Source organism: Amycolatopsis sp. NPDC051373 (assembly GCF_040689465.1).
GTDB lineage: Bacteria > Actinomycetota > Actinomycetes > Mycobacteriales > Pseudonocardiaceae > Amycolatopsis.
This window is the reverse complement of the sequence record NZ_JBFBAE010000005.1, coordinates 375,435-400,689: the sequence shown is the minus strand read 5'-3', so window position 1 is coordinate 400,689 and position 25,255 is coordinate 375,435. Positions and strand designations below refer to the sequence as shown.

Genomic DNA, 25,255 nt, shown 5'->3' with positions numbered 1-25,255 from the left:
GATCGAGACACTCACCACAGGGGTGTCGCTTCTGGAAAACGATCTGAACCGTTACGGTTTGCGGATGGGCCGTCCTATTCGCACCCGGAGGCAGGCGACATTGGCGTCGCTGGCGGCGGAGCTCGGGGTGTCAAGGACCACCGTGTCCAACGCGTACAACCGCCCCGACCAGCTGTCTCCCGAACTTCGCCGGCGCATCCTCGAGACCGCCCGCCGCCTCGGTTACCCCGGTCCGGACCCGGTAGCCCGTTCGCTGCGCACCCGCAAGGCCGGCGCCGTCGGGCTGCTGCTCACCGAGAACCTGTCGTACGCGTTCCGTGACCCGGCGGCGGTCGGTGTGCTCGAAGGCCTCGCCCTCGCCTGCGAGGACGCCGGGGTCGGCCTGCACCTGGTGCCCGCGAGCCCGGGCCGCGAAGACGTCGCCGCTGTGCACCGCGCCGGCGTCGACGGATTTGTCGTCTACTCCGTGCCCGACGACGACCCGCACCTGGCCGCCGTGCTGGAGCGGCCCGTCCCCACGGTGATCATCGACCAGCCGCGCATCGAAGGCGTGGACCGCGTCGGCCCGGACGACGCGGCCGCCGTCACGCGCCTGGCCGAGCACCTGGTCTCGCTCGGCCACCGGCAGGTCGGCGTGCTGTGCATGCGCCTGGCGCGCGAGCGCAACGACGACTTCGTGACCGCGCAGCGCCAGAGCAGCGCCCACTTCCACGTGCAGCGCATCCGCCTCGAAGCCCTGGCCACGGCGTTCTCTGCCGCAGGTGTTGATTGGGCCACCGTGCCCGTGGTGGAGCGCTTCGACCACACCGTCGACGACGGCGCTTCGGGCGCCCGCCAGCTGCTCGACGCGTACCCGCAGGTCACGGCCGTGATCTGCACGTCGGACATCCTCGCGCTCGGCGCGCTGGCCGAAGCCGAACGACGGGGCCTGCGCGTGCCGCTCGACCTCACCGTGACCGGCTTCGACGGCATCGCCGAGGCCGAGCGCCTCGGGCTCACCACCGTGCACCAGCCCGTGCTCGAGAAGGGCAAGGTCGCGGGGCGGCTGCTGCTCGGCTCGGCCGAGCGCGTGGGCCCGAAGGTGATCACGCTGCCCACCGAGCTGCGGATCGGGCGCACGTCGGCGCCGCCGCGGACCGTCGAGGAGCCGTGGTTCGGGGGCTGACCCCCGACAGCAGGGGAATGCCCCTGTTTTCCGGTGACTTCGGACCTATCCCGTTGTACCTGACGCTCCGGACGGGTTCCATGGGAGGGACCGCCCGCATAGTCGGGGAAGCGTGGCCGAAAGGTGACCATGACCTCCATCGACGTTCTTCTCAAGCGCAACGAGGAACTCGGCAATGTCGTGCCGGGCGACCGCTCGTCGCCCAAACCCTCGTTGCACGTGGCCATCCTGACCTGCATGGACGCGCGCGTGCGCGTGTTCGAGATCTTCGGCCTCATCCAAGGTGAGTCCCACGTGCTGCGCAACGCCGGCGGCGTGGTCACCGACGACATGATCCGCTCCCTCGCCCTCAGCCAGCGCAAGCTCGGCACGCGCGAGGTCCTGATCGTGCAGCACACCAACTGCGGCCTCTCGACGGTGACCGAGGACGACTTCAAGGACGAGCTCGAACAGGCCACGGGCCTGCGGCCGACCTGGTCGGTGGAGGCGTTCCGCAACGTCGAGGACAGCGTGCGCGTGTCGATGGAGCGCGTGCGCCGCAGTGACTTCCTGCCGCACACCGACAACGTGCGCGGATTCGTCTACGACGTGAAGACCGGGAGCCTGACCGAGGTCGTCTGAGCCGCGTCGGTTTCAATGGTCGGCGTGGCTGTGGACGCGGACGTTCTGATCGACTGGTTCGGCACGCACGGGCGAGACCTGCCGTGGCGCGAGCCGGAGTGCTCCGCGTGGGGCGTGCTGGTGAGCGAGATCATGCTGCAGCAGACGCCGGTCGCGCGCGTGCAGCCGATCTGGCTCGAGTGGATGGCGCGCTGGCCCGTGCCCTCGGCGCTGGCCGCGGAGACCACCGGCGAGGTCGTGCGCGCGTGGGGCAAGCTCGGTTACCCGCGCCGCGCCTTGCGGCTGCACGCGGCGGCCACGGTGATCGCGGCCGAGCACGGCGACGTCGTGCCGTCCGATGTGGACACCCTGCTCGCGCTGCCCGGCATCGGCGCGTACACCGCGCGGGCCGTGGCGGCCTTCGCCTACGGCAAGCGGGCGCCGGTCGTCGACACGAACGTGCGGCGGGTGGTCGCGCGGGCGGTGCACGGCGCCGGCGACGCGGGTCCGGCGTCGAACACGCGCGACATGGCCGACGTCGAGGCGCTGCTGCCGGCCGAAGACGCGCCGGCGGCCAAGCTGTCGGCCGCGTTGATGGAGCTGGGCGCGCTGATCTGCACCGCGCGTGCGCCGCGCTGCGCCGACTGCCCGGTGTTCGACACCTGCACGTGGCAGCACAACGGCCGGCCGGAGTACGCGGGGCCGGCCAAGCCCGTGCAGAAGTTCGCGGGCACCGACCGGCAGGTGCGCGGCCTGCTGCTCGACGTGCTGCGCGGCAGCGAGGGACCCGTCGAGAAGGCGCGGCTGGACATCGTGTGGCACGAGGCCGGGCAGCGCGACCGGTGCCTCGACTCGTTGCTGGTCGACGGCCTGCTGGAGCAGACGGACAGCGGGCTGTTCGCGCTGCCGGGTGAACACTGACGGACTGGTTCTCACGGGGTACGACGAAAGTCGGCAAAAATTTGTCATGATCTCCGTGGCGGGTTAGCTTTCCCCGACGTTCTCTGTTCCGGCGGAGGAGATCACATGGGGGAAGCCACTCGCCGTGCCGTGCTCAAGGGCGGGCTCACGGTCACCGCGGCGGGCGCACTCGGCCTGGTCGCGACACGGACGGCGACAGCGGTGACGGCGGTGACCGCGCCGCAGATCCACCCGACGCACGAGTGGAACGCGCGGCCCGCGACGGACGCGATCGTGGTGGAGAACCACAAGCCGACCTACATCGTGGTGCACCACACCGTCGATCCGGGCAACAACACCGACTATTCGCTGCCCCACGCGTTGCAGATCTCGCGCGACATCCAGAACTTCCACATGGACACCCGCGGCTGGATCGACACGGGCCAGCAGTTCACGAACAGCCGCGGCGGCTACGTGACGGAAGGCCGGCACCGCAGCCTCGAGATCCTGCGCGGCGGCAAGCAGCACGTGCAGGGCGCGAACGTCGGCAACCACAACAGCGAATGCCTCGGGATCGAGAACGAAGGCCTGTACAGCACGGTCGACGTGCCGGTGGCGCTGTGGAATTCACTGGTCTCGCTGGTCGCCTACATCGCCGACCAGTACGGGATTTCGCCGAGTTTCATCAAGGGTCACCGGGATTTCAATTCGACGGAATGCTGCGGGCAGGTGCTGTACGATCGGCTTCCGGAGCTGCGGACGGCCGTTTCCCGGGTGCTCGGTGTCGCGGTTTCGCGGGCGGAGGTGCCGGAATGGCCGTTGCTGAAGCCCGGCGACGTAGGGCCTCGGGTGCTTACGGCGCAACGATTCTTGCGCGCTTCGGGCTACGGCGTGCCGACCGATGGCGTGTTCGGACAGTCCACAACGGACGCCGTAGCTGTTCTGGCGTCCGCTCACGGGCTGTCCCGCGACAGCTGCACGGCGGCGCGGGCGGCGGACGAGTCAGGGTTCCTCGGCTCGGACGTGTGGCCGCTCATCGTGCCGGCGGGGAAGTCTGCCGCGGCATGGCGGGTGGAACTCGCCCACTGACCCCGGCGGGTCACGCGGGCCGGCGAGGGCGGTCCGCGTGACCCGCCGGTTTGCTCACAGTCCGGCGAGGAACGCTTCCACCGCGCCGCGGTAGATTTCCGGCGCCTCGACGTGGGGCAGGTGCGCCGAGCCGGGGATGACGAGGTGTTTCGCGCCCGGCACCTGCGCGGCGACCTGCGCTTGCTGTCCGGCCGGCATGGCCGTGTGCTCGCCTTCGACGAGGAGCAGGGGACACCGGACCGAGTCCACAATGGACCAGTATTCGCGGCGGCCCCATTCGGCGGCGATCTCGTAGAGGTTCTCCAGGTTCGCGATCAGGTGGTAGCCGTCTTCGCGTTCCTCGACGCATTCGGTGAAGTAGTCGCCCGCGGAGCCGAAGAACTCGCGGACGTGGGCGAGTGATTCGAACGGCACCGGCCAGCTGTCGAAGTAGCCGCGCCAGGTCTCGACGGTGCGGCCGCGCTGGTCGGGCGCGAAGTCCTCGCTGACGACACCCCGGACGAGCTCGGGGTACTTCGCCGCCGTCGCCCAGGCGTGGAGGCCGCCCATGGAGTGGCCGATCAGCACGGACGGGCCGATCTCGCTCAGCACCTCGGCGATGTCCTCGGCGAACTGCTCGGTGGTCCACGGTCCGGTGTGCGGCGCGCGGCCGTGACCGCGGGCGTCGAGGGCGTGGACGGAGCCGTAGGGCTTGAGCCACTGGGCGACCGGCCACCACGTGCGGGCGCGGCCCATCAAGCCGTGCAGCAGGAGCACCGACACGCCCGTGGTGTCGTCGCTGCCGAAGTGGATCAGCCCAGGTCGCATGGAGTCTCCTGCCGTTTCGTCCGGTAGCCAATCACACCCGAACCGGCACAGTGTGCCGAAGCCACTCCTTTGAGGGTGGTGGCGGGGAGGAAGGTTGGAAATAGGGTGAAACGATGCGCAGCCACCGAACCGCCGCCTTCGCCCTCGCCGGTGTGCTCGCGCTGTCCGCGTGCAGTGCGGACAATCCGGACACCACGCCACTGCATCCGTCCGCGGGGGCGAGCGGCGCCGGCGACCCGTATTACCCCGAAGACGGCAACGGCGGTTACGACGCGCTCGACTACCACGTCGACGTCGGCTACGACCCCGCGAGCGGCCACCTCGACGGCGACACGACCGTGACCGCGAAGGCCACGCAGGACCTCAGCCGGTTCAACCTGGACCTGCGGGGGCTCGACGTCGCGTCGGTCGAGGTCGACGGGAAACCGGCGACGTTCAGCCGGGAGAAGGCCTTCGAGCTGGTGATCACGCCGCCGCAGCCGTTGCGGGCGGGCTCGACTTATCGCACGCGGGTGCGGTACTCCGGCGACCCGTCGAACACCGAGCACGACGGCGGCAGCGAGACCGGCTGGAGCCGCTCGGCCGACGGCGGCGCGTTCATGGTCGGCGAGCCGCATTCGGCGGCGTTCTGGTACCCGGTGAACGAAACCCCACGTGACAAGGCGACGTTCAGCGTGACCGCGCACGTGCCGGACGGCTGGACGGTGATTTCCAACGGCCGTGAGCAGGGCAGTTCTTCGGCCGGCGGCAAGACCACCACAACGTGGACCGAGCCGAACCCGGTCGCCGGCTACCTCACGACGATCGCGATCGACAAGTTCACGGTGAAGCGCTCTTCGCTGCCCGACGGCACGCCCGTGGTGTCGGCGTACGCGCCGGGCGCCGAGTCGCTCGAGGCCAGTGGCGACCGGCTACCGGACATCCTGGGGTTCCTGAGCAGCAAGTTCGGCCCGTACCCGCAGAGCGCCGCCGGCGGCATCTACCTCGCGGAGGACATCCACTTCTCGCTGGAGACGCAGACGCGCCCGACCTACGCGAAGTGGGCCGACGTCCTCACCCTCGTCCACGAGAACGCCCACCAGTGGTTCGGCGACTCCGTGTCGCTCGACTCGTGGTCGGACGTCTGCCTCAACGAGTGCTTCGCGTCGTACGCCCAGTGGCTCTGGTCCGAACGCGAGGGCCAAAACCTCGACGACCGCTACCGCGCGGCCCTCGAGATCACCCACGCCAGCACGGACTTCTGGAACCGCAAGCTCGTCGACCCGGGCCCCGGCCACGAGTTCGAAGCCGTATACGACAAGGGCATCCTCGCCCTGCACGCCCTGCGCCGCCGCATGGGCGACGGCCCGTTCTCCACCCTGCTGCGCGACTGGCCCGCCGAGCACCGCCACGCCAACGCCACGTGGGCCGACTTCACGAAACTCGTGAATCACCTGGCGGGCCAGGACCTCAGCCCCTTCCTGGACGACTGGTTCCGCACGGCGAAACTCCCGTCGGACGAGGACCTCTACCCGGGCACACTCCACCCCTGAGCTGGTCTTTTGCCTCGCGCCGACCGCGACCGCTAGCCCTGCCGCCCCTGAGCCGAGGCGCCCAGCAGCGACCGGGTCAGCGCGTTACGCGCGTCCGTCATCTCCGCCAGCGCGCCGCCCAGTTCGGCGTCGCCGACGACGGCCTCGGCGTCGGGGTTGGCGGTGAGGCTGCGCAGCGTCGCGCGGCGGAGGAGTTCCTTCACGAAGGACGCGGTGACGCCGTCGGTCGCCTCGACGATCGGGGCGAGGTCGGCCGTCACCTTGAGGCCGCTTGAGTACAGCTCGAGCAGTGCGGCGCGGCCGGCGGCGTCGGGCAGCGGGATTTCGACGGCGAGGTCCACGCGGCCCGGCCGGTCGGCCAGGGCCTTCTCCAGGTCACCGGCGCGGTTGGTGGTGAGGAGGAAGGTGACGTCGGCGTCTCCGCCGACGCCGTCCATGGCGTCGAGCAGGCTGAACAGCAGTGGCGTGCCGCCGCGGGAGTGGTCGCGGTCCTCGGCGATGAGGTCGACGTCCTCCAGCACGACGACGCTGGGCTGCAGCCGGCGCGCGAGCGTGGCGGCCTTCGAGACGAAACGCATCGCCGAGCCGGTGAGGATGACGACCGTGCTGCCGGGCAGCCGTCCCATGAGGTAGCGGACGGTGTGCGTCTTTCCGGTGCCGGGCGGGCCGTGCAGCAGCACGCCGCGCTTGAGGTGCTGGCCGGCCGCCCGCAGCCGTTCGCCGTGTTCCGCGATGGCCAGCGTGTGCTGTTCGACCGCGTCGAGCACACCTTCGGGCAGCACCACCTCTTCCGGCCCGATCGCGGGCCGGGGCAGAAAGGTGAGCAGCTCGTTGCCGCGGTGCTCGCTCACGCCGAACGCCAGCACGTGGCCGCGCAACACGTCGTGCTCCGCGATCAGCTGCTCGATGCGGTCGCGCGTGGCCGTCGCCGCGGCGCGCTCCCCGGCGATCACCTCCAGGCGGCAGTACATCTGCCCGTACTGCTGGTTCGTCCCCCGTACACCGACGATCACCGGCGTCCCGTCCGGCGAGGCCGTCCCCACCAGCCCCAGCTGCACGACCTCCGCGGCCGCGTCGGGCCCGATCGTCGCGGTCGTGTAGTCGACGGCCCCCAGCTCGTACAGCTGGTGGTTCCGCGCGGCGAACAGCATGCCCACCAGGTCCTCGTGGCCGCGCTGCCCGCCCGCGATCCCGAACCAGTCCGTCCGCACACCATGCTCGGCGAGGTACGCGTCGACACCCGCCTGGATGTTGGCGTGCTCCCAGTCCTCGTAGTTGCGTGTCACCACCAGCGCCTGCGTCAGCGCCACCCCGAGATGCCCGGTGACGCGGTCGATCAGCTCGTTGGCCTGCCGCGAGCCGACCGCGTCGGCCGTGGCTTTGATGATGCGCTGCAGGTCGCGTGCGAGTGCTTCGTGATCTTCCCCCATGCACCCCAGAGTGGCATGAATCGCCCAGTCAGGCCACCGCCGTCAGGTACCGCGAGTAGTCCGGCAGATCGAAACCGTTCAGCACCGCGAGCATCGAGCCGAACAGCAGACGCTCCGGCAGATGCGGCAGAAGACGCATGCCGAACTGCTGCAGGCGAACGCCAAGGGCACTCGAAGGCGACCCGGCGCGCGCGTTGGTGCGGCCCATCTTCTGGTTCGCCGACACCCACGGCCGGAGGCGGTCCTCATACGCAGCCAATGCCGCAGGGACATCCGGCGCGGCCGCGAGCTCGCCGGCCAGAACGTAGGCGCCGACCAGGGCCAGGCTGGTGCCTTGGCCGGACGAGGGTGAGGCGCAGAAGGCGGCGTCACCGAGCAAGCCGACGCGGCCGGCCGACCACGAGGGCAGGTGGACCTGGCTGACGGAGTCGAAGTAGAAGTCGGCAGCGTCGTCGAGCTGCGACACCAGTTCCGCGGTCTCCCAGCCCAAGCCGGACAGCCGGGAACGCACCAAAGACTTCTGCCAAGCGATGTCCCGGTAGTCGTGGTGCAGGTCGTCGGCATGGAACGACGCGAAGGCCATGCAGGCCTGGTTCGAGCTGATCGTGCGGACGCCGATGCTGCGGCCCGGCGCGTTGTGCACCAGCGACCAGTTCTCCAGACCCAGGTGGTTGCGCGCGGTCCAAAACGCCAGGTAGCGACCCAGGTGCTGCAACGGCACGTCGCCGAACAGCAGAGAACGCACCCCTGAGTGCAGGCCGTCGGCGCCGATCACGGCGTCGAAGAGCCGGGAAGAGCCGGACTCGAAAGTGACGTGGACGCCGTCGGGCTGCTCGTCCAGCAGGACAATCCTGTCGCCGTAGAGGTACTCGTTGTCCGTCGCCTCCCGAAGGACACGAGCGATGTCCCCGCGGAGGATTTCGATTTCCGCGATCGGGCCGTCGCCGCCGAACTGGTCGACGGTGAGGGTGGCCCGACGGCGGCCCGAGGCGTCGACAAGAGACAGCCCGCCGGTGTCGGTGCAGGCGGCACGAATGTTCTCCAGCAGGCCCATTCGATCCGCGGCGACTTTCCCCACGCCGCGCAGGTCCACGGCCTGCCCACCCGGCCGCGGCGCGGGCGCGCGTTCGACCAGCGTCGCCTCGATGCCGTAGCGGTGCAGCCAAAACGCCAGCGCCGGGCCGGCGATGCTCGCCCCCGAGATCAGAACCCGCATGGTGTGCCCCCGTTCATGAGACCGTACCCAAACATGATAGCCACAACTATTTGACAGTTACTACCACTTTCTTTCGGGGAAGACCGAAGTAGGCTGGAGCCATGGCAGTGGTGAAGATCAACGCGATCGAGGTCCCCGAAGGCGCCGGCCCCGAGCTGGAGAAGCGGTTCGCCGCGCGGCTGCACGCCGTCGACAGCCAGGCCGGGTTCCTCGGCTTCGAGCTCCTCCGCCCGGTTTCCGGCGAGACGCGCTACTTCGTCTACACGAAGTGGGAGTCGGAGGAGCACTACCAGGCGTGGGCGGCCGGTCCCGCGCGCGAGGCCCACGCGGGCGAGCGCGCGAAGCCGGTGTCGTCGGGTGCGAGCCTGCTCGAGTTCGAGGTCGTCCAGGCTTCGAAGCCGGGTGAGTGACGACCTCGCCCGCGCGGCCGAACTGATCCACGGTGCCGGCGCGCTGCTCGTGTGCGCCGGCGCCGGGATGGGCGTCGATTCCGGCCTGCCCGATTTCCGCGGCAACGAAGGCTTTTGGCGCGCGTACCCGCCATACGCCGGTCTCGGTCTCAGCTTCGAGGAGCTGGCCGACCCGCGGCACTTCGCCGACGACCCCGAGCTGGCCTGGGGGTTCTACGGCCACCGGCTCGACCTCTACCGGAAGACCGTGCCGCACCGGGGTTTCGAGCTGCTGCGCGAATGGGGCGAACGGAAGCCCGGCGGGGTCCGCGTCTTCACGTCCAATGTGGACGGCCAGTTCCAGGTCGCGGGCTTCGGCCACGTCGCCGAGGCCCACGGGTCCATCCACCACCTGCAGTGCCTCGGCGGCTGCACGGACGACATCTGGCCGGCCACCGACGTCCACGTCGACCTCGACGAAACGACCATGCGCGCCCGCGCGCCCTTGCCGAGCTGCCCGCACTGCGGCGGCCTCGCCCGGCCCAACATCCTGATGTTCGGCGACTTCGAGTGGGTCCCGACTCGCAGCCAGGCCCAGCTCGACGAGCTCACCGCGTGGCGCCGCGGCCGGCGCGACCTCACCGTGGTCGAGCTCGGCGCGGGCCAGGCCGTGCCGACCGTCCGCCGCTACGCCGAGCTGGCCAGCGCCGCGACGGGCGCGCTCGTGCGCATCAACCCGCGCGAGCCGCAGATCCGCCACGGCCGCGGCGTGTCGATCGCGGCCGGCGCGCTGCAGTCGTTGCTCAAGCTCGCCTGAGGTGCAGCAACGGGAACGGCCGGCCCTCGGAGTCCGTCGCCGAGCGGCCGGCGATCACGAACCCGTGGTGCAGGTAAAACCCGAGCGCCTGCGAGTTCTGCTCGTTGACGTCGAGCGTCAGCGACGGAAACATCGACAAAGCCGCCTGCAACAGCGCGGACCCGACCCCCGCGCCGCGGTGATCGGCGTGCACGAACAACATTTCCAAGCTCCCGGAAGCGATCCCGGAAAACCCCGCGGCAACACCGTCCACAGTGGCCAGGGTCAGCTCCACCTGTGGGAAGTACCCCGGCACCCGCGAAGCGTAGAACGAGACGTCTTCGGCGGTCAGGAAAGCATGCGTCGCCTCGACCGCACTGCGCCAGATCGCCAGCAGCTCCGAGTATTCGTCCGGGCCCGAGACCGGACGCAGCGAGATCGTCACGGCAACCGCACCTGGGCGTACACGGCGCGGTGGTCGGTTCCGGGCACGTCGAACACCCGGTAGTCCTCGACGGCCGCACGCTTGTCCACCAGCACGTGGTCCAGCGTAACGAGCGGCGTGGCATCAGCGGGCCACGTGGGCTGCAGGCCGTCGCCGCGTTCGTCGGCGGCGTCGTGGTAGCCGCGCGACAGCACGGTGGCCAAGGCCGCGTGGTCGAGGGTCGCGTTGAAGTCGCCGGCCAGGACGCGCAGCCCGTGCTCGCCGGCGGCGCGCGAAAGGTCCTTCGTCTCGCGTTCCCACTGGTCGACGCCCGTGTCCGGCGACTCCGGGTGCACCGCGACGAGCTCCACCACCGTGCCGCCGCCGAGGTCGGCTTCGGCGCTGGGCTGCTTCGCGGTGGAGTCGCCCGTGTAGTTCTCCTCGGTGAGCGGGTAGCGCGACACGATGCCCGACCCGTCCGCGCCCGGCGCCGCGTGCAGCACCCGGTAGGGCAGCAGACCGAACAGCCCCGCCTTGTCCAAAGCGGACACTTCGGCCGCCGTCATCTCCACGAGGTTCAGCACGTCGACCCGGTTGTCGCGCACGAGCTTCACGATCGCGGCAGCGTCGGCGCGGCCGAGGTACAGGTTCGCCGACATCACGCGCAGCGATTTCCCTGCCACGGCCGGTTGCTCGTCGGCCATCACGCGCGGCGCCACGAACACGGCCAGCAGGATCGCCAGCGCCAGCGCGATTCCGCCGGTCCACCACCGGCGCAGCACCAGCGAAACACCGCCCAGCAGCGCTCCGTACACGACCGCGTACGGAGTGAGCGCGAGCAGCACGAGTGTGTACCAGCCGCCGTCGTACCCGACCGTGCGCAGCGCCGCGATCGCCAGCAGGGGCACGCCGAACAGCAGCAAAACGCCCGTGACCAGCCGGTTCCGTGGCCGCGCCCGCACCTGGTCGTTGATCACCATGGGCCGAGTATGCCGACTCCGGCCGGGCGAGCGCGCCCCGGACACCGCACCTCCACAACACCTCCGCAACTCCTGACAGCGGAGGACAGGTCCGCGACAGGCGCTGTCAGCGCGCTGTGCGCGCCCTGACAGGTCGGCCGTCCACTGTATTGCTCGGAGGGCGACAGCAGGAGGAGGACCACATGTCGTTTGCGATCAAGGCCGAGGGCCTGGTCAAGCAGTTCGGGGAGACCAAGGCGCTGGACGGGGTGGACCTGGAGGTTCCGTTCGGCAAGGTGGTGGGGGTGCTCGGGCCCAACGGCGCGGGCAAGACCACGGCCGTGCGCATCCTGGCCACACTCATCAAGCCCGACGCCGGGCACGCCACGGTCGGGGGTTTCGACGTGGTGCAGGACCCGGTGCGGGTGCGCTCGCTGATCGGGCTCACGGGCCAGTACGCGTCCGTCGACGAAGACCTCAACGGCATCGAGAACCTGGTGCTGATCGGCCGGCTGCTCGACCTGTCGCGCGCCGACGCCAAGGCCCGGGCGAAGGAGCTGTTGGAGCGCTTCGAGCTGTCCGACGCCGCCAAGCGCCCGATCCGCACCTACTCCGGCGGCATGCGCCGGCGGATCGACCTCGCCGCGAGCCTCGTCGGGCGACCCGAGGTGCTCTACCTCGACGAGCCCACGACCGGGCTCGACCCGCACGCCCGCAACGAGGTGTGGGCCGTGGTCCGCGGCCTCGTCGCCGACGGCGCGACGGTGCTGCTCACCACGCAGTACCTCGAGGAAGCCGACCAGCTGGCCGACAAGATCACCGTGTTCGACCACGGCCACGTGGTCGCCGACGGCCGCGCCGACGAGCTCAAGCGCCGCGTCGGCGGCCAGACACTTCAGGTGCGCCCGACGTCGCTGGCCGACCTCGACGCCGTCGCCCGCATCCTGGGCGAGCTCACCGGCGTCCGGCCGACCCGAGACAACGACACGGGCCTGCTCACCGCGCCGGTTTCCGACCCGGTGCTGCTGTCCACGCTCGTGCGCAAGCTCGACGAGGCCGGCATCACCTCCGACGAGCTCGCGCTGCGGCTGCCGAGCCTCGACGAGGTGTTCCTGGCCCTGACCGGCCACTCCGCCGAACCGACCACTGCCGACACCCAGCTCGAAGGGAGCCTCGCGTGACCACGCTCGCGCTCGATCCACCCCGTCGCATCAGCCCGGTGAAAGGCACGCAGCACGCGCTTTCCCTGGCCTGGCGCGGAATCCTGAAGATCCGCAAGAACCCGGAGCAGCTGGCCGATGTGACGCTGATGCCGATCATCTTCCTGCTGATGTTCACCTACCTGTTCGGCAACGCGCTGGGCGGGTCCATTTCGAACTATCTGCAGAGCCTGGTGCCCGGCCTGGTCGTGATGAACATTCTGCAAGCCAGCTTGACCGTGGGCGTGCAGCTGAACACCGACGTCACCAAGGGCGTGTTCGACCGGTTCCGCAGCATGCCGATCGCGCGCTCGGCGCCGTTGGTCGGCGCGGTGCTGGCGGACCTCGTGCGCTACGTCGTGTGCCTGGCCGTGCTGATGATCGTCGCGATGGTGATGGGCTACCGCATCGAGACGGGGCCGATGCAGTTCCTGGCCGCGATCCTGCTGGTGCTGGCGTTCGGGCTGTGCTTCTGCTGGGGCTCGGTGTTCGTCGGGATGCTGATGAAGTCGCCGGGTGCCGCGCAGGGCCTGATGTTCGTGTTCATCATGCCGCTCACCTTCGGCAGCAACGTGTTCGTCTCCACCGCCACGATGCCGGGGTGGCTGCGGGCGTGGGCGGACATCAGCCCGGTGAGCCTGATGGCCAACGCGTTGCGGGGCTTGATGAACGGCGGCGCGGTCGCCGGACCGCTCGGCGGGGCGCTGGCGTGGATGGTCGGGGCCGTGGTGGTGTTCTTCCCGCTCGCGACCTGGGCCTACCGCCGCCGTGTCTGAGCGACTGTCGCACTAGGAACACAACAGAAAATGGGGGCGCTCGGTCCCCTTCACCGCGGGGGTGGTGGAGGGGACCGAGCTCGTCAGGTCCCGATTTCCTCTTCCAGCCAGGCGATACCGGCGTCGCGGTCCAGCGCGCGCATCTCGGCGACGAGCTGCGCGTACCGGTCCGCGCCCAGCTTGTCCTCCAGCCCGGCGATCAACCCGAGCACCTCCGGGCTGCCGAGGTCGAACTCGCCCCGGATCAACGCGCTCAGCGCCAGCATGCGCGCCGCCGTCTCGAACCGGCCCTGCGCGAAGCGGATCTCCGCGACGACCTCCACGATCCGCGCCAGGTCGGGCATGTCGCGGCGGTTGGTCACGGAGCGGATGGCGGCCGCGGCGTGCGGCAAGGCGTCGTCCGGCTTCCCCTCCGTCAACGCGATCCTGGCGTGGACCATGCCGAACCACTCGTCCTCGAAGTTGCCCGGGTAGGGCCAGTCGTCGCGGCTGTTCGAGATGGCCTTGCCGACGGTGCGCGCCTCGTCGAGCCGGCCCTCGCGGATGAGTAGTTCGAGGCGGCCGAACGACAGGATCATGGTCAGCTCCCGGTTCGCGCTGCCCGCGTAGCGTTCGGCCGCCGCCAGCTCACGCCAGGCGCCTTCGTGGTCACCACCGCGCGAACGCTCCACGGCCAGGCGCCACCACTGCTGGATCACGTCGTCCTGCGAACGCAGCTCCATCGCCAGCCGCAGGCCCTCGGTGTACGCCGCGATCGCCCCGGCGTGGTCGCCGCGCTGCGACAGGCTCGTGGCGCGGAAGCTCAACGTCATCGCCAGGCCCCAGCGGTCGCCGATCTCCAGGAACCCGGCGTGAGCCTCCTCGCGGGCGCGCGCGGAACCCTCCAGATCACCCTCGTCGGCGAGCAGGAAGCTTTCGGCCCAGCGCGCCGCGGCCCGGCTCCACGGGTCGTCGCTGCGGGTGGAGCGCTCGATCTCGCGCCGGGCCAGCTCGCGGTGGCCGCTGAGGAACGCGACCATCGGCACGGCGAGCGCGAGCCACGGGTTGCCCGTTACCGCGTCCGTGCGCAGGCAGTCCTCGATCACCTCCTCGGCACTCGCGAGCGCCTGCGGGCCGGTCATCATGTGCATCATCAGCTGGCTCAGGCGCAGGCTGGCCGCGACGTCGGGCGCCAGGCGATCGCCGAAGGCGAGCACATCGACCACGAAGCGCTCGGCGCGCTCGCTCTGGCCGAGGATCGAGAGGTACCAGAACATGCCATACAGCAGCCGGCTCGCGGAATCGACGTCCTCGGAGTCGATGGCGCCGCGCAGCGCGGTGGTGAGGTTGTCGTTGTCGTGCTCGAAGATCGTGATCGCCGTGAGCTGGTCACGGGTGCGCAGCCGCGGCTCGGTGCGTTCGACGAGGTCGACGAAGTAGCGCACCATGGCCGCGCGCAGCCGCTCGGTCTCCCCCGACGCGGTGAGCCGCTCGGTGGCGTACACCCGCAGCGTCTCCAGCATGCGGTACCGCCCGCCGACCGTGTCCACAATGGATTTCTCGACGAGGGAACCCAGCACGTACACCACGTCTTCGGCGGGCAGGAGCTCACCGTCGGCGCAGACGGCGGTCACGGCGTCCTCGTCGAACGTCGCCGCGAACACGGCCAGCCGCCGCGCCAGGGCGAGCTCCGCGTCGGTGAGCAGGTCCCAGCTCCACTCCACGACGGCGCGCAGCGTGCGTTGCCGCGGCAGGGCCGTGCGGCTGCCGGAGGTGAGCAGGCGGAAGCGGTCGTCGAGGCGTTCGGCGATGCCCGTGACGGACATCGAACGCAGGCGCGCCGCCGCCAGCTCCAGCGCGAGCGGCATGCCGTCGAGGCGGCGGCAGATCTGCGTCACGGCGTCCACTGTGGACTCGTCGAGCGTGAAGTCCGGCCGCACGGCGATGGCGCGGTCGAGGAACAGTCGCGCGGAGTCGAGCGCACCCACTTCGCCCGGCGGCGTCGACTCGGCCGGCACGGGCAGCGGGCCGAGCGGGCACAGCGCCTCGCCGGTGATGGCGAGCGGTTCACGGCTGGTGGCCAGGATGCGCAGCGCCGGGACGCGGCGCAGCAGGTCGTCGGCCAGCTGCGCGGCGACCTCGACCACGTGTTCGCAGTTGTCCAGCACCAGCAGTGTTTCGCTGCCGCTCAGCGCCTCGACGGCGTGCTCGAACAGGTCGATCGGCTTGCGCAGCACCTCGGTCTCAGTGGCGCGCACGTCGCGGATCCCCAACGCGGTGAGCAGCGCGCCGAGCACGTCGTCGGCGTCGCGGACGCCGGCGAGCGGCGCGAACCACACGCGCCCGGGCCCGTGCGCCGGGTGGCGCGCCGCGGCCTCGGTCGCCAGGCGTGTCTTGCCCGCACCGCCGGGGCCGACGAGCGTGACGAGCCGAGAGCCGTCGAGCAGCTCCGACAGCTGCTTCAGCTCGTCACCGCGGCCGACGAAGCTCGTGAGGCGCACCGGCAGCCGGTCGGTGACCGTCGCGGCGGGCGCGAGCTCGCCGCGCAGCGCCTGCAGGTGGATCTCCTGCAGCTCGGCCGACGGGTCCACGCCCAGCTCGTCGGCCAGTGTCGCGCGGATCGTGCTGTACGCGGCGAGCGCGTCGGCTTGGCGCCCGGCCGAGCACAGCGCGCGGATGCGCAGGCCGGCGAGCCGCTCGCGCAACGGGTGGGCCTCGGCGGCCGCGGTGAGATCGGCGAGTACGTCGGCGTGGCGGCCCCGCCGCAGCTCGGCGTCGAAGCGATCCTCGGCGGCTTCCGTGCGCAGCTCCTCCAGCCGGGTCGCGGGCGCGGCGGCGAACGGCGCGTCGAGCACGTCCGCCAGCGCGGCGCCGTGCCAGAGGTCCAGAGCAGTGCGCAGCAGCTCGGCCGCGCGCGACTCGCGGCCCGCCGAAAGCTCACGGCGGCCCTCGGCCGCGAGCCGCTCGAACCGGTGCGCGTCGACGGTGTCCGCGGCCAGCGCGAGCCGGTAGCCGCCGGCGCCGGACTCCAGCTCGGCCCCGGCCGGCCGCAACGCGCGGCGCAGGCGCGAGACCAGCGACTGCAGCGCGTTGGCCGCGTCGGCGGGCGGCTCGGTGCCCCACAGGCCGTCGATGAGCACTTCGGCCGGCACCGCGCGGCCGGCGTCGAGCGCGAGCCGGGCCAAGAGCATGCGAAGGCGCGCACCGCCGATGTCCACCGGGGTGCCGTCGTCGCAGGCCGCCCGCAGCGGACCCAGGAGCGCCACGCGCATGGCACCAGCTTTCCAGACGGATGCTGAGGACGGGTCCGAACGGCCGCCGGGGAACCGACGGAAGTGTGGACTTTCAGGACAAAACACCACGATCAGGCGTCAACAGCCCTTCGCGGCGATACGTTGCAAACGGTTTCCCGAGCAGCAGACAGGAGCGTTCATGAGACTGCAGCACCGCTGGCGTCGCCCGGCAGTGACGGTCGTCGCCACGCTGGCCGCGCTGAGCCTGGGCGGCGGCATCGCCTCCGCAGGGCAGGACGGGTACGGCTGGGGCACCCCGGGTGCCGACGGAGCGGGCGACAGCTACTACCCGCAGGACGGCAACGGCGGCTACGACGTAGCCGACTACGACCTCGCCGTGACCTACGCGCCGGACAGCCACCAGCTCACCGGCGTGCAGACGATCAGCGCACGCGCCACGCAGACGTTGAGCTCGTTCAACCTCGACCTCAGCGGCCTCACCGTCGACTCGGTGAAGGTCAACGGCCTCAAGGCCAAGTTCACCCGCAGCGGCGACCACGAGCTGACCATCACGCCGTTGCTGCCGCTGTTGCACGGCCTGCCGTTCCGCACCGTGATCACCTACCACGGCGTGCCCGCCCCGATCAGCGACCCGCTGCTGGGCAACAACGGCTGGCAGTACGCCAAGGACGGCGGCGCGTTCGCCGCGGGCGAGCCGAAGTCGGCCAGCACGTGGTACCCGGTGAACGACACCCCGCTCGACAAGGCGACGTTCCACCTGGCCATCACCGTCCCCGACGAGTGGGGCGTGATCGCCAACGGCCGTGAGCGGGGCACGCACAAGACCTCGAAGGGCACCACGCACGTGTGGGCCGAGACCACGCCCGCCGTGCCGTACATGACCACGGTCGCCATCGACAAGTGGACGTTCGACAAGCGCAAGCGCAAGGACGGCACGCCGATCGTCAGCGCGTTCGCGCCCGGCACGCCCGATTCGACCAAGCAGGCCGACGCGCGGCTGCCGGAGGTCCTCGACTTCCTGGAGTCGAAGTTCGGCCAGTACCCCGTGGACGCCGCGGGCGGCATCTACCTGGCCGAGCCCATCGGCTTCTCGCTCGAAACGATGAGCCGGCCGATCTACTCCGGCCGCGCGGGCAACGTCGACACGATCGTCCACGAGAACGCCCACCAGTGGTACGGCGACACCGTGGCCGTGGACCACTGGAAGGACGTCTGCCTCAACGAGTGCTTCGCCTCCTACGCCACCTGGCTCTGGGACGAGGCCAAGAACGGCGTGAACCTCGACGACCAGTACCGCCAGCAGGTGGCGACCGCGTCCGACCGGTTCTGGAACGGCAAGCTCTACGACATGGGCCCGGGCAACGAGTTCACCTACGTGTACTCCAAGGGCCCGGTCGCGCTGCACGCCCTGAGCAAGTACATGGGCGAGGCCGCGTTCGACAAGGTGCTCAAGACGTGGAACTCCTTGCACCGCAACGGGAACGCGAACATGCAGGAGTTCCAGAAGTACTGCGAATCCGTGTCTCACAAGGATCTGCAGGGCTTCTTCGACGCCTGGATCTACGGCTCGGGCAAGCCGGCCGACAAGTATCTCTACCCGGGCGACCTGAACACAGTGTGATCTGCGGCGGCTCCGCCGCCGCGTGCGAGATCGCCTTTAAGCCGGCTCCTTCCCACCCGACATGATCGGCCCCGGGGGGCCGACCACATCGGGTGGGAAGAAACCGGCGCGATCTCGCTTCGTGGTTAAGGTTCGTGGTTGTCTGGTCGTATGACTGTGTTGCTCACGGGGTTCGCGCCGTTCGGCGGCTCGGCGACGAACCCTTCCTGGCAGGCGGCGCGGCTGGTGGCTTCGCGGCGCGACGACGTGGTCGCGGTGGAGTTGCCGGTGGAGTTCGGCGCGTCGCTGACGGCCTTGCGGGCGGCGATCGAGCAGCACCAGCCGAATCTCGTGGTGTGTGTGGGAGAAGCGGGTGGGCGCGGCGCGGTCACGCCGGAGCGGTTGGCGATCAACCTGATCGACGCGCGGATTCCGGACAACGCCGGTGACCAGCCCGTCGACGTGCCGGTGACTGCGGGCGGCCCGGCGGCTTACTTCACCACCTTGCCGGTCAAGGCGGCCGTGGCGGCGATCCAGGCCGAGGGTGTGCCCGCGGCGGTGTCGCACACGGCGGGAACCTATGTGTGCAACCAGGTCTTCTACGGCCTGATGCACCTGCTCGCCAACGAGTTCCCTGCGCTGCGAGGTGGGTTCGTGCATGTGCCGTCGGCTCCGGAGCAGGGCGAGGCGGGGCCATCGCTCGACGCGCGACAGTCGGCAACCGCGCTGGACGCCGTGATCACGGCCGCGCTGACCACCGCGGATGACCTCGACGTCAGCGCTGGAACGTTGAACTGAGGCTCGGGAACGGCGCTTCGCGGTCCTCACGCAGGCGGTTGTAGAACTCAGTGAACTCCACGGCTGTCTTCGCGTGCCGCGCGACCACCGACGCCACGGGTTCCGGCAGCGGCAGCTCACCGGCGGCCGCGCGGCGGACCGCGGCCAGCCGTTCGGCGCGGTCCCAGGTGCCGTGGACCTCCGTGACCAGCCACTGCGTCAGGTGCATGGCCAGGTACGCCTCGTCGTGCTCGACGTTGAGCTCGGCGAACGCGCGCTCCTCGGCGCTGAGGTCGAACCGCGTGGCGAACGCGAGCCCGAAGTCGGTGAGGTAGATCCGCGAGCCGTCGGTGAGGTAGTTGCCGAAGTGCGTGTCGAAGTGCAGAACGCCTTGCTCACGAAGGAAAGCGGCCGTCTCGAACAGCTGCTGCTCGACGTGGTCCGCCTCGTCGAGGTGCTCCTTGAGCCACAGGTGCAGCGTCGTCGGGAAGTACTCGCAGAACAGCACCAAGCTCGTGTCGGCGGCCTCCAGGTCCTCCAGCCGTCGGCGCACGGGCGCGGAGCCGCCCCAGTACTCGACGTCCTCTTCGAGCGGCTGGTCCGGCACCCGGCCGGCGCGTACTGGAAGCACCCGCCAGTGGTGCAGCAGCGGGAAGTGCTCGCACTCGCCGCCGAGCACCCAGCCGTTGGCCATGGTGTGCAGCGCCAGCTCGCGCCACGCCGAGCCCTCGGGTGAGCCACTGACGCCGTAGTGGCAGAACGTCGGCAGGTCGTAGAGGTTGGCCGTGTCGTGCGGGTGCTCGCGTTCGAGCGCGGTCAACGGCATGCACTTCGCGAACACGGGTGTGCCGTCGACGTCGAGCCGCACGCCGGTGCCGCCGATGCCTCGGGACACGACTTCGGCCGTTTCGAGGCGTTCGACGAGCTGGCGGTCGCTCAGCAGCGACAGCGCCGTGGCCGCTTGAAGGTGCTTGGTGAGCCGGGAATCCCCCATGGCTTCGACGATACGGAGAAGGGCGGCTCCCCGTGGGGAACCGCCCTTCTCAGGTACTGCGCTTTCTCAAATACTGCGGGTGATCAGTCGTTCTCGGTGTCGTGCTCCGAGGCGCCGATGGTCACCGGCGGCGCGTCCGGAACCGAAGACGGGCGCTTCTCACCGCGGAAGGTGAAGTGCGCTTCGTCGTCGCGGTCCTCGGGGTTGCCGCTCCAGCCCTCGACGTCGACCAGGATGATCTGACCCGGCTCGACCTCGCCGAACAGGATCTTCTCCGACAGCTGGTCCTCGATCTCGCGCTGGATCGTGCGACGCAACGGCCGGGCGCCGAGCACGGGGTCGAAGCCACGCTTGGCCAGCAGAGCCTTGGCCTTCTCCGTGAGCTCCAGCTCCATGTCCTTGGCCTTGAGCTGCGTTTCCACGCGGCCGATCATCAGGTCGACCATCATGATGATCTGGTCCTGCGTGAGCTGGTGGAAGACGATGATGTCGTCGATCCGGTTCAGGAACTCGGGCCGGAAATGCTTCTTCATCTCCTCGTTGACCTTCTGCTTCATCTTCTCGTAGCGGTTGGTGACGTCCGCTCCGGAGGAGAAGCCGAGGCTCACGGACTTGGAGATGTCCGAGGTGCCCAGGTTCGAGGTGAAGATCAGGACCGTGTTCTTGAAGTCGACCGTGCGACCCTGGCCGTCGGTGAGGCGGCCGTCTTCGAGCACCTGCAGGAGCGTGTTGTAGATCTCCTGGTGCGCCTTCTCGATCTCGTCGAAGAGCACCACCGAGAACGGCTTGCGCCGCACCTTCTCGGTCAGCTGCCCGCCCTCTTCGTAGCCGACGTAGCCCGGAGGGGCACCGAAGAGCCGCGAAGCGGTGTAGCGGTCGTGGAACTCACCCATGTCGATCTGGATGAGCGCGTCGTCCTCGCCGAACAGGAAGGCCGCCAGCGCCTTGGACAGCTCGGTCTTACCGACACCGGACGGGCCGGCGAAGATGAACGAGCCCGACGGGCGCTTCGGGTCCTTCAGACCCGCACGCGTACGGCGGATCGCCTGGGAGACGGCCTTGACCGCGTCCTCCTGGCCGATGATGCGCTTGTGGAGCTCTTCCTCCATGCGCAGCAGCCGGGTGGTCTCCTCCTCGGTGAGCTTGAACACCGGGATGCCGGTCCAGTTGGCCAGCACCTCCGCGATCTGCTCGTCGTCCACCTCGGCGACGACGTCGAGGTCGCCGTCCTTCCACTGCTTCTCGCGCTCGCCCTTCTGGCCGAGGAGGGTCTTCTCCTCGTCACGCAGGCGCGCGGCCCGCTCGAAGTCCTGCGCGTCGATCGCGGACTCCTTGTCGCGGCGGACGTCGGCGATCTTCTCGTCGAACTCGCGCAGGTCCGGCGGCGCGGTCATGCGGCGGATGCGCATGCGGGCGCCGGCCTCGTCGATGAGGTCGATGGCCTTGTCCGGCAGGAACCGGTCGTTGATGTAGCGGTCGGCCAGTGTGGCGGCCGCGACCAGCGCCGAGTCGGTGATCGAGACGCGGTGGTGCGCCTCGTACCGGTCGCGCAGGCCCTTGAGGATCTCGATGGTGTGCTCGAGCGACGGCTCGCCGACCTGGATCGGCTGGAAGCGGCGCTCCAGCGCGGCGTCCTTCTCGATGTACTTGCGGTACTCCTCGAGCGTGGTCGCACCGATCGTCTGCAGCTCACCGCGGGCCAGCATCGGCTTCAGGATCGAAGCCGCGTCGATGGCACCCTCGGCGGCACCCGCGCCGACGAGCGTGTGGAGCTCGTCGATGAACAGGATGATGTCGCCGCGGGTCTTGATCTCCTTGAGCACCTTCTTCAGGCGCTCTTCGAAGTCACCGCGGTAGCGGGAGCCGGCGACCAGAGAGCCCAGGTCCAGCGTGTAGAGCTGCTTGTCCTTGAGCGTCTCGGGCACCTCGCCCTTGACGATGCTCTGGGCCAGGCCCTCGACGACGGCCGTCTTGCCGACGCCCGGCTCGCCGATGAGCACCGGGTTGTTCTTGGTGCGGCGGGACAGCACCTGCATGACCCGCTCGATCTCCTTGCCGCGCCCGATGACCGGGTCGAGCTTGCCCTCGCGGGCGAGCACGGTCATGTTGCGGCCGAACTGGTCGAGCACCAGCGACGACGACGGGGTGCCCTCGCCGCGGCCCGAGCCGCTCTCGGTGGACTTCTCGCCGGTCTGATAACCCGACAGAAGCTGCAGCACCTGCTGGCGCACCCGGTTGAGGTCCGCGCCGAGCTTGACGAGCACCTGTGCGGCGACGCCCTCACCCTCGCGGATCAGACCGAGCAGGATGTGCTCGGTACCGATGTAGTTGTGGCCGAGCTGCAGCGCTTCGCGCAGCGACAGCTCAAGCACCTTCTTGGCCCGCGGCGTGAACGGGATGTGCCCGCTCGGCGCCTGCTGGCCCTGGCCGATGATCTCTTCGACCTGCTGGCGCACTCCCTCGAGGGCAATGCCCAGCGACTCGAGCGCCTTGGCGGCGACACCCTCACCCTCGTGGATCAGACCCAGGAGGATGTGCTCGGTGCCGATGTAGTTGTGGTTGAGCATCCGGGCCTCTTCTTGGGCCAGGACGACCACCCGCCTCGCGCGGTCGGTGAACCTCTCAAACATGCGCACTCCCTCGACTGCTGCGTCGGCGGCCCGTTGCCGGCGCGGATTCACACCCGCGTCGGACAGCACCGTGAGACCACTGTAGTAGCCAAGCAGTCGCGCTTGCGTACCACTACGGCTTGCGGTGGCCTTTCAACACCCGGCCGGCGACCTGTCCGGTCACCCTCCAATATCCGGTTGCCCTGCACTTTTACTTCCTGTCGAACGTACGGCCCCTCGTTCGGATTCCGCGCGCACCCCCCTGTCCGCTCAGCGCGAACACATCCGGGAGCTGCCCGTTTCCACCAGGTGGGCACCCGATTGGCGCAACCGCGAAATCTCTGTAAGGTTAGGCACGCCTAATCAGTTCGGCCGGTGAGGAGGGCCGCGGTGAACCAGCAGCGGTCTTCCCGCGACGTCGGTGACGTCGGCGACGGCCTCGCCAGTTCGCTCCTGCGGGTCGGGGGGCTACAGGAGCGCGGTGAGCTGCGGCGAGACGTCCCGACCGGGTGGTTCCACTGCGCCGAGCTGCTCGAACACCCCGAGCTTTTCACCGAATGGCGTGAACGGCTGGAAAAGTGGCTTCTCCACAACCACGGCGCCGCGCCCGAGCGCACGGCCGCGAGTTACGTCATGTCGTGGTACCTGCACGTGCCCGCGTACGTCGGCGCGCTGCTGCTGCACCACGAACGCCGCGTGCCGTCGCTCAAACCAGAGCAGCTCGCCTTCGGCCTCGGCGACGACCGTCCGCACCCCGAGGGCATGGCCGTGCTGGGCGACAGCTTCTACTGCCTGCCCACCGACCCCGGCTCCGCTCGCGCGGAAGCCACGGTCGTGGCCGACGAACGCGCGCTGGCCGGCGTGCTGCGCGCCCAGTTCGTGGCGCACGCCACACGCTTCGTGCGCGCGTACGCGCCGAGCAGCCGGCTGGGTCGCCGCATGTTGTGGGCCGCGGCCACCGACGCGCTGGACAACTCACTGTGGTGGGCCGGCCGTCAGGGCGGGACGCCGGACGCGGAAGGCGCCGGTGTCGCCGACGCCGCGTTGGTGCTGGACGACCGGTACCGCCCGCTGACCTCCGCCTCGACCCTGCGCATGGCCGTGGACGCCGAAGGGCACCGCGCCTGGGAACGGCGGCGGGAGAGCTGCTGCTTCTCCTACCTGCTGCCGGGCGAGGCCGAGTGCGAGGAATGCCCGCGCGTCTGCTCGCGATAAGCGCAGGTCACGCGCGCCAGGCCGGGTTGCGGCCCGACGCGCCCAGCGCGCGGTTCAGCGCCGGAGCGTCCGGCGGAACCGGTACCCCGGGGCCGTAGACGCCCATCGCCCGCGCCTGCTCGCCCATGGCGACGGCGGACGCGCGCACGGCTTCCGCGGCCTCGTCGTTACAGGTCAGCAGCGTGCCGGCCGCGCGGGCGAGGTCCCAGCCGTGGATCACGAACTCGCCGAGCACCATGTCGCCGACGACGGCCGCGGGCATCGTGGCCGAGCCGAGCGTCGCCAGGCTGTCCACGCGGCTGCGGGCGCGAAGGCGTCGACGAGGTCTTCGGTCTGCTTCCCCAGCGTTGCGAGCCAGTCTTCGCCGAAGAGGGCGGCTTCGGTGCCGGTCGCCGTGTACGTCTCGCGCCGGCCGGCGGCCACGAGCCAGGGGCCCCAGTAGAGCAAGTGGTTGAGCAGGCCGCGCACGTCGAAGCCGGCGCACGGGGTGGGCGCCGTGAACGGTTTCGCGGCGGCTGCCACACGCAGGAACTCGGCCGCGGCCGGGCGCAGCAGGGCTGAGTGGTCGGTCATGCGCGAAGCCAAGCACGGCGGGTGACGGCCGTCTTGAACGAACGCGACGCACGAGCGTGAAGCGCATTCGCTCGATCCCGCGCGGCATCGTCGACGAGCACGTGGCCCGCAAGAAGTTCACGCTCGCCCGCTACGCGCCGGCGCCCGCGCTCACCGAGTTCGTCGACTACCACTGGGTGCTGCACTGGGACCTCGACGGCTTCCACGATCAGCACGTGCTGCCCAACATCGCGGTGCACGTGACCTTCTTCTTCCCCGGCGCGTGCGGCGTCTACGGCCCGGGCCACACCCTGTTCACGCACCGGCTCGAGGGCCGCGCACACGGCCTCGGTGTGCGGTTCCGGCCGGGGTGCTTCCGGCCGTTCCTCGGCGCGCCGGTGCGAACGCTCGCGGACCGATCCGTGGCTCTCGAAGCGGTGTTCGGCCGGGAAGGGACCGCGGCCGCCGAATCGGTGCGAAATGCGAGCGGCGATCAGGAAATGATCGCTGCAGTCGACAACTTGCTGATCGCAAAGCACTCGGCTCTTCCGCCCGCCGCGCGGACGGTCGCCGCGGCGGTGGAAACAATCGCGGGGGATCCGGAAATCACACGCGTCGATCAACTCGCCACGAGCGCCGGCTTGTCCGCACGTGCACTTCAGCGGCTCTTCGCGGAACACGTCGGCTGCACGCCCAAGTGGGCGATCCGGATATACCGCCTGAACGACGCCGCGCGCAACCTCGCCGACGCCGGAAGTCCCGATTTCGCGGACCTCGCAGCCCGGCTCGGCTATAGCGATCAATCTCACTTCACCCGCGATTTCCGTGCGGTCACCGGATCCTCGCCCGGCGAGTTCGCCCGATCGGCTCGCCGAGCCGTACCGGCGCAGCACGAGCGTTCTTGAACACTCCGCCGCGGTGAACACAAGGCTCGGTGAACACAAGCCGCACTGAACGCAAGCCGACCCGGCACAAGCGACCGGACAGAAACCG

At 70.0% G+C, this 25,255-nt stretch carries 23 protein-coding genes; 13 read left to right on the top strand and 10 right to left on the bottom strand.

Annotation, left to right across the window (positions count from 1 at the left end; genetic code table 11):
* The first annotated feature begins 64 nt into the window (after positions 1-64).
* From AB0383_RS12310 to AB0383_RS12295, 4 genes are all read left to right on the top strand, one after another.
* Positions 65-1,165: a LacI family DNA-binding transcriptional regulator gene (locus AB0383_RS12310; protein WP_364049900.1), complete on the top strand. Its 1,101-nt coding sequence runs from the start codon at positions 65-67 to the stop codon at positions 1,163-1,165.
* Positions 1,166-1,294: 129 nt separating this feature from the next.
* The gene (locus tag AB0383_RS12305; protein ID WP_220244776.1) at positions 1,295-1,786 is read left to right on the top strand and encodes a carbonic anhydrase; all 492 of its coding nucleotides are present in this window, start codon (positions 1,295-1,297) and stop codon (positions 1,784-1,786) included.
* A gap of 24 nt (positions 1,787-1,810) precedes the next feature.
* Positions 1,811-2,686 (top strand): A/G-specific adenine glycosylase, encoded by an 876-nt coding sequence (locus AB0383_RS12300; RefSeq protein ID WP_364170665.1) that lies wholly within the window; start codon positions 1,811-1,813, stop codon positions 2,684-2,686.
* A 105-nt stretch (positions 2,687-2,791) separates the two neighbouring features.
* Entirely contained in the window at positions 2,792-3,754 is a 963-nt protein-coding gene (locus AB0383_RS12295) for an N-acetylmuramoyl-L-alanine amidase (RefSeq protein ID WP_364170663.1), read from the top strand.
* A gap of 54 nt (positions 3,755-3,808) precedes the next feature.
* Here AB0383_RS12295 and AB0383_RS12290 read toward each other — a convergent pair whose 3' ends face one another.
* Entirely contained in the window at positions 3,809-4,561 is a 753-nt protein-coding gene (locus tag AB0383_RS12290; protein WP_366186909.1) for an alpha/beta hydrolase, read from the bottom strand.
* A gap of 113 nt (positions 4,562-4,674) precedes the next feature.
* Here AB0383_RS12290 and AB0383_RS12285 point away from each other — a divergent pair, with 113 nt between their 5' ends.
* A complete protein-coding gene (locus AB0383_RS12285; protein WP_366186907.1) occupies positions 4,675-6,093 on the top strand; it encodes a M1 family metallopeptidase in 1,419 nt (472 codons plus the stop codon).
* Between the two features lie 32 nt (positions 6,094-6,125).
* Here the strand turns inward: AB0383_RS12285 and AB0383_RS12280 are convergent, their stop codons facing one another.
* Positions 6,126-7,523 carry an ATP-binding protein gene (locus tag AB0383_RS12280; protein WP_366186905.1) on the bottom strand — a complete coding sequence of 466 codons (1,398 nt, stop codon included), beginning with the start codon at positions 7,521-7,523 and terminating at the stop codon, positions 6,126-6,128.
* A 28-nt stretch (positions 7,524-7,551) separates the two neighbouring features.
* A complete protein-coding gene (locus AB0383_RS12275) occupies positions 7,552-8,739 on the bottom strand; it encodes an FAD-dependent monooxygenase (RefSeq protein ID WP_366186903.1) in 1,188 nt (395 codons plus the stop codon).
* A 101-nt stretch (positions 8,740-8,840) separates the two neighbouring features.
* Between AB0383_RS12275 and AB0383_RS12270 the strand changes: the two genes are divergently transcribed.
* Positions 8,841-9,149: an antibiotic biosynthesis monooxygenase gene (locus tag AB0383_RS12270; RefSeq protein ID WP_220244783.1), complete on the top strand. Its 309-nt coding sequence runs from the start codon at positions 8,841-8,843 to the stop codon at positions 9,147-9,149.
* On the top strand, positions 9,142-9,945 hold the full coding sequence (locus tag AB0383_RS12265; RefSeq protein ID WP_366186901.1) for a Sir2 family NAD-dependent protein deacetylase: 804 nt from the start codon (positions 9,142-9,144) through the stop codon (positions 9,943-9,945). The genes AB0383_RS12270 and AB0383_RS12265 overlap by 8 nt, the downstream gene beginning before the upstream one ends.
* Here AB0383_RS12265 and AB0383_RS12260 read toward each other — a convergent pair.
* Positions 9,932-10,369 (bottom strand): acetyltransferase, encoded by a 438-nt coding sequence (locus AB0383_RS12260; RefSeq protein WP_366186899.1) that lies wholly within the window; start codon positions 10,367-10,369, stop codon positions 9,932-9,934. The two genes, AB0383_RS12265 and AB0383_RS12260, sit on opposite strands and share 14 nt — an antisense overlap.
* Entirely contained in the window at positions 10,366-11,328 is a 963-nt protein-coding gene (locus AB0383_RS12255; RefSeq protein ID WP_364170649.1) for an endonuclease/exonuclease/phosphatase family protein, read from the bottom strand. Before AB0383_RS12255 ends, AB0383_RS12260 begins: the two co-directional genes overlap by 4 nt.
* Before the next feature lie 182 nt (positions 11,329-11,510).
* Here AB0383_RS12255 and AB0383_RS12250 point away from each other — a divergent pair, with 182 nt between their 5' ends.
* The gene (locus tag AB0383_RS12250) at positions 11,511-12,488 is read left to right on the top strand and encodes an ATP-binding cassette domain-containing protein (RefSeq protein WP_364170647.1); all 978 of its coding nucleotides are present in this window, start codon (positions 11,511-11,513) and stop codon (positions 12,486-12,488) included.
* Entirely contained in the window at positions 12,485-13,282 is a 798-nt protein-coding gene (locus tag AB0383_RS12245; protein WP_364170645.1) for an ABC transporter permease, read from the top strand. The genes AB0383_RS12250 and AB0383_RS12245 overlap by 4 nt, the downstream gene beginning before the upstream one ends.
* An 83-nt stretch (positions 13,283-13,365) precedes the next feature.
* Here the strand turns inward: AB0383_RS12245 and AB0383_RS12240 are convergent, their stop codons facing one another.
* Positions 13,366-16,533, bottom strand: coding sequence for a BTAD domain-containing putative transcriptional regulator (locus tag AB0383_RS12240; protein ID WP_364170643.1), 3,168 nt, complete (start codon positions 16,531-16,533; stop codon positions 13,366-13,368).
* Between the two features lie 160 nt (positions 16,534-16,693).
* Between AB0383_RS12240 and AB0383_RS12235 the strand changes: the two genes are divergently transcribed.
* Together AB0383_RS12235 and pcp are read left to right on the top strand one after the other, a co-directional pair.
* Entirely contained in the window at positions 16,694-18,136 is a 1,443-nt protein-coding gene (locus tag AB0383_RS12235) for a M1 family metallopeptidase (protein ID WP_364170641.1), read from the top strand.
* 150 nt (positions 18,137-18,286) lie between these two features.
* Positions 18,287-18,913: a pyroglutamyl-peptidase I gene (gene pcp, locus AB0383_RS12230; protein ID WP_364170639.1), complete on the top strand. Its 627-nt coding sequence runs from the start codon at positions 18,287-18,289 to the stop codon at positions 18,911-18,913.
* On the opposite strand, the gene AB0383_RS12225 is transcribed toward pcp, so the two are convergent.
* Positions 18,891-19,886 carry a serine/threonine-protein kinase gene (locus tag AB0383_RS12225; protein ID WP_364170637.1) on the bottom strand — a complete coding sequence of 332 codons (996 nt, stop codon included), beginning with the start codon at positions 19,884-19,886 and terminating at the stop codon, positions 18,891-18,893. The two genes, pcp and AB0383_RS12225, sit on opposite strands and share 23 nt — an antisense overlap.
* A gap of 83 nt (positions 19,887-19,969) precedes the next feature.
* Positions 19,970-22,516 carry an ATP-dependent Clp protease ATP-binding subunit gene (locus tag AB0383_RS12220; protein ID WP_364170635.1) on the bottom strand — a complete coding sequence of 849 codons (2,547 nt, stop codon included), beginning with the start codon at positions 22,514-22,516 and terminating at the stop codon, positions 19,970-19,972.
* A 369-nt stretch (positions 22,517-22,885) separates the two neighbouring features.
* On the opposite strand from AB0383_RS12220, the gene AB0383_RS12215 reads away from it, so the two are divergent.
* Positions 22,886-23,710 carry a (2Fe-2S)-binding protein gene (locus tag AB0383_RS12215; protein WP_364170634.1) on the top strand — a complete coding sequence of 275 codons (825 nt, stop codon included), beginning with the start codon at positions 22,886-22,888 and terminating at the stop codon, positions 23,708-23,710.
* A 7-nt stretch (positions 23,711-23,717) separates the two neighbouring features.
* On the opposite strand, the gene AB0383_RS12210 is transcribed toward AB0383_RS12215, so the two are convergent.
* Both AB0383_RS12210 and AB0383_RS12205 read right to left on the bottom strand, forming a co-directional pair.
* The gene (locus AB0383_RS12210) at positions 23,718-23,972 is read right to left on the bottom strand and encodes a hypothetical protein (RefSeq protein WP_366186894.1); all 255 of its coding nucleotides are present in this window, start codon (positions 23,970-23,972) and stop codon (positions 23,718-23,720) included.
* On the bottom strand, positions 23,927-24,283 hold the full coding sequence (locus AB0383_RS12205; protein WP_366186892.1) for a maleylpyruvate isomerase N-terminal domain-containing protein: 357 nt from the start codon (positions 24,281-24,283) through the stop codon (positions 23,927-23,929). The genes AB0383_RS12210 and AB0383_RS12205 overlap by 46 nt, the downstream gene beginning before the upstream one ends.
* Before the next feature lie 56 nt (positions 24,284-24,339).
* Here AB0383_RS12205 and AB0383_RS12200 point away from each other — a divergent pair, with 56 nt between their 5' ends.
* Complete coding sequence (locus tag AB0383_RS12200) at positions 24,340-25,167, top strand: helix-turn-helix domain-containing protein (protein ID WP_366186890.1); 828 nt, start codon at positions 24,340-24,342, stop codon at positions 25,165-25,167.
* Positions 25,168-25,255 lie beyond the last annotated feature (88 nt).

Bases quoted from the DNA above. Each gene is read 5' to 3' on its own strand.
- AB0383_RS12310 (WP_364049900.1), top strand. From the start codon at position 65: ATGGGCCGTCCTATTCGCACCCGGAGGCAGGCGACATTGGCGTCGCTG.
- AB0383_RS12305 (WP_220244776.1), top strand. From the start codon at position 1,295: ATGACCTCCATCGACGTTCTTCTCAAGCGCAACGAGGAACTCGGCAAT.
- AB0383_RS12295 (WP_364170663.1), top strand. From the start codon at position 2,792: ATGGGGGAAGCCACTCGCCGTGCCGTGCTCAAGGGCGGGCTCACGGTC.
- AB0383_RS12290 (WP_366186909.1), bottom strand. From the start codon at position 4,561: ATGCGACCTGGGCTGATCCACTTCGGCAGCGACGACACCACGGGCGTG.
- AB0383_RS12285 (WP_366186907.1), top strand. From the start codon at position 4,675: ATGCGCAGCCACCGAACCGCCGCCTTCGCCCTCGCCGGTGTGCTCGCG.
- AB0383_RS12280 (WP_366186905.1), bottom strand. From the start codon at position 7,523: ATGGGGGAAGATCACGAAGCACTCGCACGCGACCTGCAGCGCATCATC.
- AB0383_RS12275 (WP_366186903.1), bottom strand. From the start codon at position 8,739: ATGCGGGTTCTGATCTCGGGGGCGAGCATCGCCGGCCCGGCGCTGGCG.
- AB0383_RS12270 (WP_220244783.1), top strand. From the start codon at position 8,841: ATGGCAGTGGTGAAGATCAACGCGATCGAGGTCCCCGAAGGCGCCGGC.
- AB0383_RS12255 (WP_364170649.1), bottom strand. From the start codon at position 11,328: ATGGTGATCAACGACCAGGTGCGGGCGCGGCCACGGAACCGGCTGGTC.
- AB0383_RS12250 (WP_364170647.1), top strand. From the start codon at position 11,511: ATGTCGTTTGCGATCAAGGCCGAGGGCCTGGTCAAGCAGTTCGGGGAG.
- AB0383_RS12240 (WP_364170643.1), bottom strand. From the start codon at position 16,533: ATGCGCGTGGCGCTCCTGGGTCCGCTGCGGGCGGCCTGCGACGACGGC.
- AB0383_RS12235 (WP_364170641.1), top strand. From the start codon at position 16,694: ATGAGACTGCAGCACCGCTGGCGTCGCCCGGCAGTGACGGTCGTCGCC.
- pcp (WP_364170639.1), top strand. From the start codon at position 18,287: ATGACTGTGTTGCTCACGGGGTTCGCGCCGTTCGGCGGCTCGGCGACG.
- AB0383_RS12225 (WP_364170637.1), bottom strand. From the start codon at position 19,886: ATGGGGGATTCCCGGCTCACCAAGCACCTTCAAGCGGCCACGGCGCTG.
- AB0383_RS12220 (WP_364170635.1), bottom strand. From the start codon at position 22,516: ATGTTTGAGAGGTTCACCGACCGCGCGAGGCGGGTGGTCGTCCTGGCC.
- AB0383_RS12210 (WP_366186894.1), bottom strand. From the start codon at position 23,972: ATGCCCGCGGCCGTCGTCGGCGACATGGTGCTCGGCGAGTTCGTGATC.
- AB0383_RS12205 (WP_366186892.1), bottom strand. From the start codon at position 24,283: ATGACCGACCACTCAGCCCTGCTGCGCCCGGCCGCGGCCGAGTTCCTG.